This is a genomic window from Legionella sp. (assembly GCF_049790535.1).
GTDB lineage: Bacteria > Pseudomonadota > Gammaproteobacteria > Legionellales > Legionellaceae > Legionella.
This window is the reverse complement of record NZ_JBAQZB010000089.1, coordinates 1-12,729: the sequence shown is the minus strand read 5'-3', so window position 1 is coordinate 12,729 and position 12,729 is coordinate 1. Positions and strand designations below refer to the sequence as shown.

Genomic DNA, 12,729 nt, shown 5'->3' with positions numbered 1-12,729 from the left:
TAGAGGCAAAATCTCCTAGGTCTAAAATATTGATCCCACCTTCTCCATCAACATAACCGCTAGTCAGATCGCCTTGTAAAAAAAAGATGTCATTTTGATTGCCACCTATTAAGTGCTTATCTCCATTACCAGCCACTATAATATTAGGGGTTTCGATAAATCCTCGTACTCTATCTTCACCTTCTCCTACATTGATCAGTGTATAGTTTCCATCTTTAGAATTTAAGTCACCTATTCCTATCGCATTTTTACAAGAATAACTAAGATCTGTTGACCCTCCGGTTCCAGATGGAAAACACAGTAAATCACCTGACTCAGGCATAGTAGGTTTCGCTCGACTGAACGTTCTCTGCTCTTTAGGTCCATCTAAAAAGATTTGATTATCTAAATCAGTTTCCGTTTGATCACATGATTTAGCTAAGCGCCAGTATGATCCATCTAGTGAGCCTCCGCCATTCAAACCACCGCCGTAGGAATCCGCTTGTAAATAAGAAACCTTGCGACAAACTTGTTTCTCAGTAGGAAAAAAATAATTTTTTATCATGGAGTACTCTCTTAAGAGCTTCGATTTTTGCTTTATTACTTCTTCATAAAATTGTTTCTCGTGGATAAGATCTTCAAGATAGCCTTCAATACTCATCCCCAAAAATGCGCGCACCCCTTCACGAAATTTTTCACCGCCGGTTAAGGGCAGCATCGCATCAATCTGCTTAACACAGTGTACAGCCTGATAAATATCCGTACCTAAAAAAACTACAGCACCAATCGCTTCACCTATTGGCCCCGTAATTGCAGAAACGCCTTCAAAAAGCCCAAAAACTTCTGCGGTTTCGATACCAATTTCTGCAATATCAACACCGATATAAATGCCATCACCCACTACGCGGACTAAAGACGCTGTATCATTTGAATTTAATTCTTTGACTGCCTGAACTAAATCATACACCATAAAAGCTGATGTGCCCCTTTTGAAGAATGGAGAAGCTGCTTTAAATCCGTTACCTAATAAGGTTTTCCTTTCCAGCAGAAAAGCGTCTCCCATAGTTTCCAATTTTTGTGAAAACTGCCCTAAAAAAGAACCTCCTCCCAGAAGTCCCAAATTAATGGCTGTATCTTCATAATTCCCATTTAAAAAAGAGATTAAAATATTTTTACCGATAACGCCTTTTAAAATTAAATTTGAAACTTGATGGACTTTAGTAAAATGTCCTTGCCATTTTCTTAATTGAATAAGTTTTTTTCCTTCGTTTTTTTTTGTGCCTACTATAGGATATTGGCTAGCAAACTCAATTAATTGTTCTCGTTGATTTTCTGGGGCTGACTTGAGCTTATCGATAAAACGTTCACTGTCGATTTCAGTTTCACCTGACTCTTCATTTTGAATGGTAAACTGTTTAACATCATCTTCATCAAATAAGCACTGTATTTCACGTTTTCTTTTAGGACTTTTTTTCTTTAAACAAATATTTAGAGTTGATGCGAGCGTTTCTTGTGCATGTAGTGCATTTTCTTCAAAAGGGGAAGAATCTCGACTACGATATATCTCAATCTCATGAGAGACAGCAGCTAAATCAACTCCCTTAAAATTATTAAATCCTTGCTCTTTCAAATGCTTAAAAGCTTGTAAAGATAATTTAGCGCCAGCTAAGGAAAAGGGTTTAACATTTTCCAGATTTCCTACTAAACGTAATGTTGAAAAATCTCTGTGTCCTTGTTCATAAAAACTAAATAATTGATCACTGCGTAGCTGAAGATTATTAATTGTTGCTCCTCTAACACCCATATCTTCCGTATCAGCTGTTGAGAGATCGCAATTGCTTAGATTAGCCCCATCAAAAATAGCGTTGACTAAATTAGTTTTGACAAAAGAAGCGCCTTGTAAATCCGCATTTTTAAATTTCAATTGATAAAAGAAAGGGATTTCATTCTGCAAAAAATAGTCAAATTTAGCAAACTGTAAATTAGCCCCTTTAAAATCAATAAGATAAAATCTTTTTAGTAATGTTCTTAAATCCTTATTTAGAAAATCAACTTCATTTAATTTTGTGCCACGCAAAAGAAAAAAATCTCGATTGCTCATGGTAAATCTATTTATACATGGAAGGTTAAGAAGTTGAATTAACGAAGTGGTAGAAAATTGTGAATCGTGAAAAAATGATTTAAAAATGTCGTTTTCTTCTTTATAAAATTGGAATTCAACTTTAAAAACTTTATCTGAATTGGTGCTAAAATTAGTCTGCGGATCTGCAAAAATAGTGTTTCTGAAGTCTATCGATGTCAAATAGGAATTAGTTATCTTCCCGTTAACTTCTATTTTTTCAAACTGTATCCCATGCAGATCACAATTTTTAATCTCTCCATTTATTGCTAAAGATTTTCCTTGAGCATTTTTAAAATTAACCTTATCAAGTGCACCATTAATTTCTATTTTTCCATCAAAGTTTTGCAAATCGGCTTCCTTGACATTTCCATTCAGTTTAAATTTACCTTTTAAGTCAGATGCAGTACTTTCATGAAAATCTCCAAAGATTAGAATATTGCCGCTTAATTTTTGAAAATAACTATTTTTAACTTTTCCTTCAATATAAATATCTAAATAAGAATCACTAAAATCAACTTGGTCTACATCTCCAAAAATGTTTATATTTCCATTAGCTTTTTTGAAATTAACTCCAACAATATTGTTAAAGATAATGCAATTCTTTAGTCTAGAGCCTTCGAAATTTAAATCAGCAAAACTTGCGTGTGATTCAATTTTTTCAAAATTACTATAAGAAAAATCAATATCTTTTAGAAAGGTAACATAATCTTCTTGCTGTTGATCCCATCTATGAAAATTTTTTTTAAATATCAACGAAGGAAAATCTTTAAATCCCCCTTTTACAAGAAACCGCATAAAATCTATAATAGCCGGGGTCTTTTGCCAGGAGAGTATAAATTTAGATTTATTAAGTAAATCAATATATTCTGTTAGTAAATGGTTAATTAATTGAGGCGGCAACTGCTTTATCAATTCAAAAAGTGCCTCTGTAGATAATTTAGAAAACAATATGTTATAATTTTTCATATAATAAGACTTATCGAAAACTATATCCTCATGATTTAGTTTATTTAGCTCATTGAACAAACGTTCATTCAATAAAACACCTTCAAACACAACTTTATTCTGTTTCATCCATGTTAAAGCATCAATATGTTGTTCTGTTGGTAACTTAGTAAAAAACTGTATGAGATCGTTTACATTAATAAATAAACTTTCTACCAGTGTGTTTGGCACTAATCCTTTTAAGATGTCAAAACAATTAGGTATATGTTCCAAGCATTCCAGCAATAAAACGCGATTATTTTCTTCATTTTTAAGCCACGTCAGTTCGATATTACCAGGTATTATTCTAAAATTTTGAGTATATGTTTTTGAAGTTACTGGAAAAAAAGTGATGTCATTCTGCGTGAAAAACTCCCTTAGTAAAGTAAATTTTAAATGCCAACGCTTATGCGTCGCATCCAGCACGTTTTTATCATATAACCGTTCTGTTAGTGTAATTGCTAATGCGTTTTCTTCTTTTAAAACTGTACCCTTACCTTCCTCCCATGATAAAACTTCTGCCCCCCCAAATTCTGGATCTTTTCCTATAACTTTTAAATCTTCACTGACATCCATTTCTTTTGGGACTTTAAATTCTCCCGAAATAAATTCGATATTTTTAGATTGATAATATTCATGTTTAATAAATTGAATAAATCGCTTAACGGTAAATTCAGTTATAAATTCTCGGAAAAATTGCTGAAAAAGATAATCTTTCCTCTTGCTTTGGAACGGTATAAATAAATGATCAACAATCTCATCTTTTATTGCGAAGGTTTCCAAATTTAATTTTTTTAACAGTGTATTAATAAGAAAATTTTCGGCATGTATTTCATTTCCATGAGGGTCTATCTCAATCACAAAACATATAGATTGCATATAATTCATCGTAAGTCCAACAGCCCTCGCCATTGGTCTTTTCGCGATTTCTTCTGCAAGAGAACGAATAAACTTCTTTTTTAAAATTGGTATCGCTAAATTGCCGTAATTTTTCAAAGCATCTGCTGCTGTTGTAAAACGAGAAAAGCAACCATCGGCACACATTCTTAAATTTCCATCAGCCGCTAAATTTACCAATTCATTTTGACGAAATACTAAGTCAATGCTTAGGTCCTGGATTAATAAGCTAAGTGTTTCTATTGCTTTTTTTCCATCAGCATAAAATACAATTATTTTATCTGAAAAGTCTCCTTTTATAAGTCGGTCATAAAAAAACAATAATTCATCGCCTATACCTTGTCTTGTAGCTATTTGCTGTCCTGTATGTTCGTCTTCCACATCAATCATTACTTCAAGATCGTGTGTTTTTGACCATTCACTTAATTTTTGAAAGCAAACCTTCAACTCTTTTTCGATTTGACTAATCGTTTTTTTACCTTTTTCTGTTTTCTTAAACGCCCTAAACTCGCTCGTTACATGACTTCCTTCATAATAATGTGGAGATAATTTTTCTGACATTCCATAAATTTCATGCTTAATCTTAGAATTTAGAAGTTCCTCTGTTAGTAGTTCTTGAGATTCAAAATTCAAAAAAGTTTCAGAGAAAGAACCGTCAACGGAAAAAAAATTATTGTTGTTATTTTCTATGTGTTGATTTGGCATAATATTTTTCCAATTGAATTTTTATGATGTATTGAGGGCGATGCTAGTTAAAAATTAACTCTTCATTATAGTAATAATGTGCTAATTTAAAATCAATAATTTGAGCATAGTAATTATTAGTAATACACTTAGATTTCAAGCGTTATTCGCGGCGATGACAGATATTAGTGCTGAAATAGTTGCGCCAGGAGTTGAAATGATTTCACATCAAACTTGGACAACTGGAAATGCTTCAGGACATGTAGAGGATAATAACGATGTTTTTTTTCTTCAGCAAGTGCTCGGGCATCAGTGAGTTTCTTTCTATAGGAAAATTTATCAAAATATACAAATGAATGGGCATCACTCATTTTCAATGCAGAATATGCCAATAATAAAAAACCCCTTTATTATTAAGGGGTTTCATTAATATTTTTTACAAAAGAATCTGAGGTGACCTCTAAAAGGGAACATCATCATCCAGTTCAAAAGTATCATGCGGTACTTGATGTGATTGTTGCTGGGGTTTGCTAGTGCTTTGTTGTGAGGGTGTATTATTATAGGGCTGAGCTTGAGACATGTCGTCATAACTACCCGTGCTGCCGCCTTTGCTATCTAGCATTTGAATGTCATTGGCAATGATCTCAGTTGTATATTTATCTTGTCCTTGTTGATCTTGCCACTTTCTTGTTCTTAAACTTCCTTCAATATAAAGTTTTGAACCTTTACGTACGTACTCACCAGCAATTTCTCCCAACCGGTTAAAGCAAACTACTCTATGCCATTCGGTGCGTTCCTGTTTCTCACCACTAGTTTTATCTTTCCATGCTTCACTGGTAGCAATTGAAAGGGTGGTTACAGCATTACCATTAGGCAAATAACGAATATCGGGGTCAACCCCTACGTTACCAATTAAGATAACTTTGTTTATTCCACGAGCCATTTATTATCTCCTGTATGCGAAAGTTAGGAAAGTAGTATACCTAATTTATATAGTTCTTCACAGCTAATCAAATAAAGTTTGTGTTGTAGCGTGAGTTCTTATTCATGTAGGCTACACTTCTTTAAAGTTGACTTTTAAATTACGTTTTTTGTTGCAATCCATTTAGATATTTTGCATGTCTTGTAAAAGATATGTGTTTGTAATTAATAGGAGCTTTTCTTTGAATAAATTACAAATTTTTGGCAAAAGCAAACACGACAAGCGTAAAGTAAACTATTAAAAAGAGCTAGCTAAAAGTTGGAGAGAAAAAGTACTAGGTAGATATTGTTCTAAGAATTTGTTCTGCGCTACCTTCAAGATAATGTTCCTTATCTATGTGTAAATAAAAAGCCTGTTCTTTTGGGACAAATACCACATCAATTATCCCTTTAATATTTAAAAGTTGAGTTAAGGCTTCTTCTTTTTTGTTAGGCCAAGTGCAGGGCAAAATCAGGGTTGTAAGATAAGCTTGAGGTTTCATCGCGTAAGCAATAACCAACCATGCGGTGCCTATCAAAGCATTAATAATAAAAATTCCTTGACTGCCATGCCACTGATATAAAATACCTGCTAAAGCCCCGCCAGAAAAAAGACCTAAGAATTGGCTGGTTGAATAAATACCCATTGCCGTTCCTTTGCTGTTGGGATGAGCCTGTTTGGATATCAATGAGGGCAATGCTGCTTCAAGTATGTTAAAAGCAGTAAAAAAAGTTAGCATGAATAAACAAAGACTCAGCCAATTTTGGTAAGTATAAGCTAAGGCTAGTTGGGAGAGGCTTAATACCAAAACAGATAAAAGAAATATGCTTTTCATTAGCTTTTTCTTTTCAGCAAGGAAAATAAAAGGAATCATAAGCAGGAATGAACCTAACATCAGTGGTAAATAAAAATGCCATTGTTGTGTTAAATTACCGTGCTCTACCTGCTTATTTAAAAGAAAAGGCATAGCAAAAAAAGTTGCTGTAAGTATAAAGTGTTGGCAAAAAATACCGGCGTTTAGTCGTTGCAAGTGTTTGTTATGTAATACCTGTTTAAATAATACAGGATTGGTTTCACTGTCGCTGTGAAAGCATTCTCTAGTGGGTTTTGGAATGACAACATGAAGCAGGAGAAGGCCTAAAATGGCTAATGCTGCAGTCAGATAAAAAATACCGGCCAAGCCAAATTGATGTGATAAAGCAGGGCTAATCACCATGGCCAGACTAAATGAGGTGCCAATAGTCATGCCAATAACTGCCATGGCTTTGGTGCGTTGTTCATCGGGAGTTAAATCAGCTAATAATGCAATTAAGACGCTACCAATAGCACCTGTGCCTTGAAGCATTCGCGCAAAGATCATCCCATAGATAGAGTGGGTAAGTGCGCCAAGCAAGCTACCCCCGGCAAAAAGGATTAAGCCAATAGTAATTATTGGTTTACGACCAATTTTGTCAGAGAAGAGGCCAAAAGGTATTTGCAATATTCCTTGTGCTAGACCGTAAATTCCTAAGGCAAGACCGATAAGTACAGGAGTTGCTCCTTGTAGGTTAGCCGCATCAATACTAAATACAGGAATTAGTAAAAATAAACCCCACATGCGAAAAGAGAAGATTGCGGCAATAGGAAATACAGTTTTAGACCAAGAGTAATTCATTCATTAAATAAGTGGTTGTTGTATTGTGAGCTGATAGTACAAAACTAGGACTTCAGAAACAAGATCTTTGAAAATTTAATGCAGTAGACATTGCATTATTGGTGAATAAAAATGAAAATGCCTTTATTTTAAGGTGGGGGCGATGGGTTAATTTACCCTCTACTAGCCCTATTTGTTTAATGAGCGAGCGATTTTTTATTAAGAGGACTGTTTCCATGAGTTTAATTTTCGCAGGAAAAGTAGGATTAATTACTGGCGGTGCGCGTGGTATTGGTAAAGCTACAGCATTAAAGTTAGCTCAGGCAGGATGCGATATTGCAGTAGTGTATTACAATAGTTCTGATGAGGCACAAACTTTGGTTAGCGAGATTCAGGCAATGGGCCGTAAGGCAGTCGCATTGCAAGCTAATGTAGCTGATCATCAATCAGTTAAAGAAATGTTTGTTCAATTTCGTGAGCATTTTAATTGTTTGAATTTTTTAATTAGTAATGCGGCTAGTGGCGTTTTAAAACCGGCTCTTAAGATGTCAACCAAGCATTGGCGCTGGTGTTTAGAAACCAATGCATTGGCATTAAATCATTTGGTTAGTGAAGGACGGTCTTTGATGTCTTCCGGGGCTCGAGTAATCGCCTTATCAAGCCTGGGAGCGTCTCGTGCAATTCCCAACTATGCATTTATTGGCGCATCAAAGGCAGCTCTGGAAGCATTAGTTCGTTCTTTAAGTCTGGAGTTAGCTGTTGATGGCATTACGGTAAATACGGTTTCTGCGGGTGTTGTGGATACTGATGCATTAAAGTATTTTCCTAATAGAGAGCAACTATTAGATCAATATCAAGCTCATTCTTTGAGTGATAGACCTTTAACGACACATGATGTAGCTAATGCAATTTATTTGTTATGTTTGCCTGAGGCAGCAATGATTAATGCACATACTCTATTCGTTGATGCAGGTTATAGCCAAGTAGGTTAATCAGGTTTGGTTGTCACAAGTCTTCAATGATCCCATTTACAAATTTATGCACAAAATGTGTGTGTATTGTGGATCTGTTTGCAGTCAAAGTATGTTAATTTTATGTCTTTAAAAAAATCTATGATATAATTTACAGTTTTCTAAACTGCCGATTTCCGAGGAAAAAAATAATGAATGCAGCTGATGTTTATCCGAAAGTTAGAGAAATTGTTGCTGAGGTGTTAGTAATTGATGAAGATGAAGTATCGCAAAACAGTCGTTTAATTGCAGATTTAGGCGCTGAGTCTATTGATTTTCTTGATTTGGTTTTTCAATTGGAAAAAGAATTTAAAATTAAAATTCCCCGTGGCCAATTAGAAAAAAATGCTCGTGGTGATTTATCTGAAGATGAATTTGAGAAGGGCGGTGTATTAACTGCTCAGGGGTTAAAGGCATTACAAAATTATTTAAACGAAGTCCCTGCAGATCAATTCAAAGTAAATATGAAGGTCAATGAAATTCCCATGTTGTTTACCATTGAGACCTTCTGCAAATTAGTAGTCTCTGCTAAGAACGAACAACAAGTTCCCGCGTGAACCAATGAGATTCTTGTTTGTTGACAGAATTGTAGATTCATCTCCTGGTCAACTTATTCGGGGAATAAAGCACGTTACTGGTGATGATACCTTTTTGACTATTGATGAAAAGGGACGTGCTTGTTTTATTCCGTCCTTAATTGGTGAAACTCTAGGTCAATTGACTGCATGGAATGTAATGCAGCACAATGGTTTTTCTCGGCGGCCTGTGGCTGGCATTGTTGTCAGTGCCAGGTTACATCGTCCCGCTTATATTGGTGAGACTCTATTGCTTGAATCACATATTGATAACTTGGATGAGCACGCTGTGCACTATCATAGTGAGGCACGAGTAGGTGATGAGCTTATTTTTAGTGTAGAGAGCGCATTAGGTCCCTTGCTTCCCATGGCTGATTTTATTGCTGTGGATGAAGTAAAACAGCAATATGCTGAGATTAATAATCCGGGCAATTGGTCTGCGATTAGCTTGGCAAGTACTCCAAGGCATGATGAGGAGTTGCTAGTTAATTCTGGATTCGCTAAGTTCTCCATGAACTTTGATAAAATATGTTCCAGTGATTCAGGAATCAGTTTGGTTGCAGAAAAACGAATTACCCGTGCGGCACCTTTCCTTCCAGATCATTTTCCTAAAAAACCTGTTCTACCAATGACTGTGTTGTTGGAGTGTAAATTAAATCTAGCTCGTGAGTTTGTTGCGCGTGCAAAATATTCCGTACCTTACAGTGTTTATGAATTGCGCAAAATAAAAATGAATGAGTTTGTCCATCCTGGTGAGGTAATTTTGTGTTATGTAACCGTTAAACGACACACAGAAGATGAGCTCATTTTATCTTTTCGCAGTGAAGTGTCTGGTAAGCGGGTTTGTGTTGTGGACGTGGTGCTTATACCCGGAGGTAGATAACATGAAGAAAAGACGGGTAGCGATTACCGGTTTGGGAGTGGTTTCACCTTTAGGTCTTGATGTTGAGTCCACGTGGTCTAATTTATTAGCCAGACAATCAGGAGTCGCGACGATTAAACACTTTGATGCGAGCGCATTTCCCACGTATATTGCCGCCGAAGTGAAAAATTTCAAACCTAATCAGGCATTAATAAATAAGCATACACGTTTTGCCATGCCATTTACTCAATATGCTTTAGAGGCAGCACAGCAGGCTTTTGAGGACGCGGGCATCATACCTACGCATCAGACTGCCTCACAATGGGGTGTTGTTACTGGAAGTGGTATGATGACCTCTGAATTTGATTATCTACAGCGCTTTCAGAAAGTTTGTGCTCAGCAGGGTGAAGTAAACTGGAGCCAATTACAGGAAAATACGCAAGAATTTCACCAATTAGCTGATTTTGGCAAAACCACAACCAATTCGGGTTTGTTTTTATTGATTCAACAATTTGGCATCAGAGGTTATGCTTCTTCTGTTCACACAGCCTGTGCTTCAGGGGGACAAGCTTTAGGATTGGCCATGCAAGTAATTCGTCGTGGTGAAGCTGATTTTATGTTAGCGGGTGGTTTTGATTCAATGATTAATCCTATAGGTCTATCCAGCTTTTGCTTGTTGGGAGCTTTATCTACGTACAATGATACACCTACTACAGCCAGTCGTCCTTTTGATAGAACACGTAATGGTTTTGTGTTAGGTGAGGGTGCTGCTTTTTTAATTTTAGAAGAATGGGAGACAGCAAAGACACGTGGTGCTCGTATTTATGCTGAACTAGCTGGCGAAGGTAATTCGCTAAGTTCTTATCGTATTACTGATTCACATCCGAATGGCGATGGGGCAATTCAGGCAATTGAGCAAGCCTTGAACGATGCAGGTGTCCAACCCTCAGATGTGGATTATATTAATGCGCACGGTACTTCAACGAAAATGAATGACTTAAGTGAAACTAATGCAATTAAAGCAGTTTTTGGTGAGCAAGTCACTTATTTACCCGTCAGCTCAACCAAGGGACAAACTGGGCATTTAATTGCTGCTGCAGGTGCTCTTGAAGCGGTATTAGCAGTTAAATCTATTGAAACAGCGCAAATTCCTATGACTGCTAATTTAACAACCCCTGATTCTGAATGTGATTTGGATTATGTAGTTGAGGGTCCTCGCGAAAAATCTTTGGGGGTGGTATTGTCAAATTCTTTCGGGTTTGGTGGTTCTAATAGCTCCTTATTATTTAAGCATCCTGAGTTTGAAGGAGCAGGGAAATGAGTCAGCATAATAAAGTATTTGTTACCGGTCGAAGCGCATTAACTGCATCTGGTAATACTGCTGATGCAACTTGGGAATCTATTTTTGGCGGTAAAAGCGGTATTACAGAAATAACTGGTTGGGACCTATCGCAATGGCCTGGTCGTCTTGGCGGTGAATTAAAAGATTTTCAGCCTGCGAAGATGTTACCTGATCGTAAATTAATTAAAGTGATTTCACGTCAGGATGTAATGGGGATTAACGCTGCAGTGCAAGCTGTGGAACACAGTCAAATGATTCCTTATCGCGATAGCCTGGCTAATAGTGATTCATTTAATGAACAAACAGCGATTTTTGTTGGCTCACCAGGAAATAAATATTTTCAACAATATGACTTTTTGCCTTTACTGGCAAAAACACAAGGTCACTTACAGTCTTTTGCCCAACAATTATTTGATGAAGTACATCCTATGTGGTTGTTACGAATTTTGCCAAATAATGTTCTTGCATATACAGGCATCACTTATGGTTTCAAAGGACCTAATCATAATATAACGAATCATGCAGTGGGAGGAACCCAGGCTTTGGTAGAAGCATATCATGCGATCAGTAGGGGCCTGGTGGATCGTGCTGTAGTCGTTGCTTATGATCTGGCTGTTGAACCGCAATCTTTATTTTATTATGAGCAGTTGGGTGTATTGAGTCATCGTCATTTAAAGCCTTTTGATAAAGAGCATGATGGTACCATTATGGCTGAAGGTGCTGCAGCGTTGATCTTAGAGAGTGAGGCCAGTGTGCGTGCTCGTTCTGCAAGTTGCTATGGTGAAATTATGGGGGGGTTATCTAACAGTGAAGTTGCCGGATTATTTTCAATTGAAGCGAGTGGGCAGCAATTATCGGAATTGATGCAGCGTACTCTGGATACAATAGAACTTAAACCACAAGATATTAACTTTATTGTTGCTCATGGAAATGGTAACGTAAAGTCAGATGACAGTGAAGCTCAGGCAATAAAAAATGTTTTTGCCCAATACCAGATACCGGTAACTGGATTTAAATGGTCTATGGGACATACGATTTGTGCCTCTGGATTAATTGATGCAGTAATGGCAACTTATGCATTAGAAGCACAATGTGTGCCGGGTATTGCTAATTTACAACAGCTTGCTTCTACTTGTAGCGAGCTATCCGTAAGTGCAGATCATCGATCGTTAAGTAAACATTCACATGTATTGATAATAAATAGAGGGTTTGCCAGTATGAATACCTGTTTAGTGATTAAATCCTGTGCTTGATTTAGCACGGCAAATTAGTGCATTACCGGTGAGTTTTCTAGGACGTTTGCTTTATAAATATGTTCCTTATAAACGCCAGGTAGTTATGGCTAATATTGACCGTGTTTATGGGGAGCAATTAACTAAGCTCCAAAAAAAATATCTTGCTATCTCTTATTATTCTCATTTACTTAAATCCTTTAAAGAGGCTTTACAATTACGTTTTATGAGCGAAAAAATATTGCGCGCTCAGGTTGAGGTTCGTGGGTATGAACATATGTTGGCTGTATTAGCTCAGCAAAAAGGGGTGTTGGTTTTAACTGGGCATTTTGGCAATTGGGAAGTAGCTCCGATTGGCGGTGTTTTGAATTTTAAGGAATTTCAAGGACAGTTTCATTTTATTCGTCGTACATTATCGATTAAATTAATTGAACGCAGTTTATTAAAT

10 protein-coding genes are annotated in these 12,729 nt (G+C 36.5%); 7 read left to right on the top strand and 3 right to left on the bottom strand.

Annotated elements, in window-relative coordinates:
- The coding region (locus WA877_RS05180; RefSeq protein ID WP_425169872.1) for a pentapeptide repeat-containing protein at positions 1-4,687 on the bottom strand (4,687 nt) is incomplete at its 3' end.
- A 154-nt stretch (positions 4,688-4,841) separates the two neighbouring features.
- On the opposite strand from WA877_RS05180, the gene WA877_RS05175 reads away from it, so the two are divergent.
- Positions 4,842-4,982 carry a hypothetical protein gene (locus tag WA877_RS05175; protein WP_425169871.1) on the top strand — a complete coding sequence of 47 codons (141 nt, stop codon included), beginning with the start codon at positions 4,842-4,844 and terminating at the stop codon, positions 4,980-4,982.
- Between the two features lie 144 nt (positions 4,983-5,126).
- Here WA877_RS05175 and ssb read toward each other — a convergent pair whose 3' ends face one another.
- On the bottom strand, positions 5,127-5,609 hold the full coding sequence (gene ssb, locus WA877_RS05170) for a single-stranded DNA-binding protein (protein WP_425169870.1): 483 nt from the start codon (positions 5,607-5,609) through the stop codon (positions 5,127-5,129).
- Between the two features lie 313 nt (positions 5,610-5,922).
- Entirely contained in the window at positions 5,923-7,281 is a 1,359-nt protein-coding gene (locus tag WA877_RS05165) for an MFS transporter (protein WP_425169869.1), read from the bottom strand.
- A 215-nt stretch (positions 7,282-7,496) separates the two neighbouring features.
- Here WA877_RS05165 and fabL point away from each other — a divergent pair, with 215 nt between their 5' ends.
- From fabL to WA877_RS05135, 6 genes are all read left to right on the top strand, one after another.
- Complete coding sequence (gene fabL, locus WA877_RS05160; RefSeq protein ID WP_425169868.1) at positions 7,497-8,252, top strand: enoyl-[acyl-carrier-protein] reductase FabL; 756 nt, start codon at positions 7,497-7,499, stop codon at positions 8,250-8,252.
- Positions 8,253-8,422: 170 nt separating this feature from the next.
- The gene (locus WA877_RS05155; protein ID WP_425169867.1) at positions 8,423-8,827 is read left to right on the top strand and encodes an acyl carrier protein; all 405 of its coding nucleotides are present in this window, start codon (positions 8,423-8,425) and stop codon (positions 8,825-8,827) included.
- A gap of 4 nt (positions 8,828-8,831) precedes the next feature.
- Positions 8,832-9,728, top strand: coding sequence for a 3-hydroxyacyl-ACP dehydratase FabZ family protein (locus WA877_RS05150; RefSeq protein ID WP_425169866.1), 897 nt, complete (start codon positions 8,832-8,834; stop codon positions 9,726-9,728).
- Position 9,729: 1 nt separating this feature from the next.
- Complete coding sequence (locus WA877_RS05145) at positions 9,730-11,028, top strand: beta-ketoacyl-[acyl-carrier-protein] synthase family protein (protein ID WP_425169865.1); 1,299 nt, start codon at positions 9,730-9,732, stop codon at positions 11,026-11,028.
- Positions 11,025-12,302, top strand: a complete 1,278-nt coding sequence (locus WA877_RS05140) for a beta-ketoacyl-[acyl-carrier-protein] synthase family protein (RefSeq protein ID WP_425169864.1) — start codon at positions 11,025-11,027, stop codon at positions 12,300-12,302. The genes WA877_RS05145 and WA877_RS05140 overlap by 4 nt, the downstream gene beginning before the upstream one ends.
- A partial coding sequence (locus WA877_RS05135; protein ID WP_425169863.1) for a lysophospholipid acyltransferase family protein occupies positions 12,295-12,729 on the top strand: 435 nt, incomplete at its 3' end. The genes WA877_RS05140 and WA877_RS05135, both read left to right, overlap by 8 nt.

What these genes read in the sequence shown, in the direction of transcription:
- WA877_RS05175 (WP_425169871.1), top strand. Translation starts at nt 4,842, where the DNA reads ATGACAGATATTAGTGCTGAAATAGTTGCGCCAGGAGTTGAAATGATT.
- ssb (WP_425169870.1), bottom strand. Translation starts at nt 5,609, where the DNA reads ATGGCTCGTGGAATAAACAAAGTTATCTTAATTGGTAACGTAGGGGTT.
- WA877_RS05165 (WP_425169869.1), bottom strand. Translation starts at nt 7,281, where the DNA reads ATGAATTACTCTTGGTCTAAAACTGTATTTCCTATTGCCGCAATCTTC.
- fabL (WP_425169868.1), top strand. Translation starts at nt 7,497, where the DNA reads ATGAGTTTAATTTTCGCAGGAAAAGTAGGATTAATTACTGGCGGTGCG.
- WA877_RS05155 (WP_425169867.1), top strand. Translation starts at nt 8,423, where the DNA reads ATGAATGCAGCTGATGTTTATCCGAAAGTTAGAGAAATTGTTGCTGAG.
- WA877_RS05150 (WP_425169866.1), top strand. Translation starts at nt 8,832, where the DNA reads ATGAGATTCTTGTTTGTTGACAGAATTGTAGATTCATCTCCTGGTCAA.
- WA877_RS05145 (WP_425169865.1), top strand. Translation starts at nt 9,730, where the DNA reads ATGAAGAAAAGACGGGTAGCGATTACCGGTTTGGGAGTGGTTTCACCT.
- WA877_RS05140 (WP_425169864.1), top strand. Translation starts at nt 11,025, where the DNA reads ATGAGTCAGCATAATAAAGTATTTGTTACCGGTCGAAGCGCATTAACT.